2 protein-coding genes are annotated in these 1,887 nt (G+C 74.8%); both read left to right on the top strand.

Going from position 1 to position 1,887, the window contains the following annotated elements:
* Positions 1 to 1,172: MBL fold metallo-hydrolase (locus VGR37_02810; protein HEV2146323.1), on the top strand; the 1,172-nt coding region annotated here is incomplete at its 5' end.
* 242 nt (positions 1,173 to 1,414) lie between these two features.
* Positions 1,415 to 1,825 (top strand): hypothetical protein, encoded by a 411-nt coding sequence (locus VGR37_02805; GenBank protein HEV2146322.1) that lies wholly within the window; start codon positions 1,415 to 1,417, stop codon positions 1,823 to 1,825.
* Positions 1,826 to 1,887: the final 62 nt, after the last annotated feature.

Raw genomic sequence — 1,887 nt, 5'->3', positions numbered from 1 at the left:
ACCCCGCACCCCGCACCCCGCACCCCGCACCGCGTCCGATGCTCCGCCTCCGCGCCCTGGCCGTCCCCCTCGCCGTCCTGCTCGCCGCCGCCGCGGCGGCGCACCTCCGCGCGTCCCCCGCGGCCGTGGCCGCGCCGGCGTGTGCGCCCCCGTGCGCCGACTCGGTGCAGGTCACCTACCTGGGCGTGGGCGGATGGCTGATCCGCCGCGGGCCGGACGCGGTGCTCACGGCGCCCTTCTTCTCCACCCCGCGCCTGTCGTCGGTGAGCCTCGCCCGGCCCATCCGCGCCGACACCGCGCGCATCGACGAGCGCGTGCGCGCCCTGCTCCCCGGCGCGGCGGGGCTGCGCGCGGTGCTGGTGGGGCACTCGCACTACGACCACCTGATGGACGTGCCGTACCTGGCGCGGCGCCACCTCCCGGGGGTGCCCGTCTACGGGAACGCGGCCATGCTCCGCCTCCTGGCGGCGGACCCGGTGCGGCCCCGGCTGGTGTCGGTGGAGGAGGACGCCGGCACCCACGAGGCGCCGGGGCGGTGGATCTACCCGCACCCGGACAGCACGGTGCGCTTCATGGCGCTCCGCTCCGGGCACGCCCCGCACGCGCTGGGCGTGAAGGTGTTCCGCCGCGGGCAGGCGGAGGAGCGCGGCGCGCTCCCCTCCAACGCCTGGGAGTGGGCGGAGGGGACGGTGCTGGCCTACGTGATCGACTTCCTGGACCGCGGGACCGGTCGCGTGGCGTACCGGGTGCACTTCCAGGACGCGGCGAGCGAGGCGCCGCTGGGCTTCCCTCCGCCGTGGGCCGCGGCGGACTCCGCGCGCTTCGACCTGGCCATCCTCTGCGCCGGCTCCTTTCACGAAGCGGGCGACTACCCGGCCGGGATCGTCGGCGCGCTCCGGCCGCGCGAGGTGCTGGTGGGCCACTGGGAGGACTTCTTCCGCCCCCAGACGGCCAGGCTCCGCCTGATCCCCGGGACCGACACGACGGAGCTCCTGCGGCGGGTGGACACCGTGCTGCCGCTCGAGGCGAGCCGGGCCGTCCCCCGCCCGGGGGCGACGCTCCGCTTCCCCGTGCACTCCGCGGGAGAGCCCGGCAGTCCGCCCGAGCGGGCCGGAGGCGGATTTCCCGATTCCGCCCTCCCGGGAGATACGCCTTTCCGGACGCTTCCGTGAACAAATCGTTGTGAGATGCGGCACCCCGGGTGGAAAAGTCGCGAAACCCCGGTGGGAAACCCATATTTTTGTGGAAAACCCACCCTGTGGCACGGGAATTGATGGATAAGACCGGTTCTCCAGCCGCCGCGCGACATCCCGCAAACCTGGCCCGAAAGTGTCTGCGCGGCTCCCTTGCGCGCTCCCCGCGCGCGCACGATCTTGGGCCTGCGGTCCCGCCCTACCCCGTCTCCACCGGCCCAATGCCCGATCCCACCCCCCGCGACCAGCTCCTGCAGGAGCTGGAGCAGCTCGCCGAGCGCGCCACCCCGGGCCCCTGGGAGGCCGAGATGTCGATCGACTTCGTCCGCGGCGAGGCCCATCGCACCGTGGTGCACTACCCCGGGGGCGGCCACCGTTGCGTTCCCGTGGTCTCCCCCGAGGGCGGGATCTCCGCCGAGGACCAGGCGTTCGTCGCGGCGATGGACCCCGCGCTGGCGCAGTGGATGGTCCGCGAGCTGCGGCGGCTGGCCCGTGTGGAGAAGCAGCACCAGCGCATGGCCAGCCACCTGCGCCACGTGGACGAGTTCCTCCGCAGGCGCGGGCTGCAGGCCGAGGCCCAGCGCTTCGCCGCGGTGCGCGAGCAGCTAAGCGAGATCGACTGGGCCTCCTGACGGCGCGCCGGACCGGAATCCCTGAACGGGGCGGCGCCTCCCGCGGGAGGCGCCGCCCCGTT

The sequence above is a fragment of the Longimicrobiaceae bacterium genome (assembly GCA_035936415.1).
GTDB lineage: Bacteria > Gemmatimonadota > Gemmatimonadetes > Longimicrobiales > Longimicrobiaceae > JAFAYN01.
This window is presented reverse-complemented; position numbering and strand designations above follow the sequence as displayed.

Bases quoted from the DNA above. Each gene is read 5' to 3' on its own strand.
- VGR37_02805 (HEV2146322.1), top strand. From the start codon at position 1,415: ATGCCCGATCCCACCCCCCGCGACCAGCTCCTGCAGGAGCTGGAGCAG.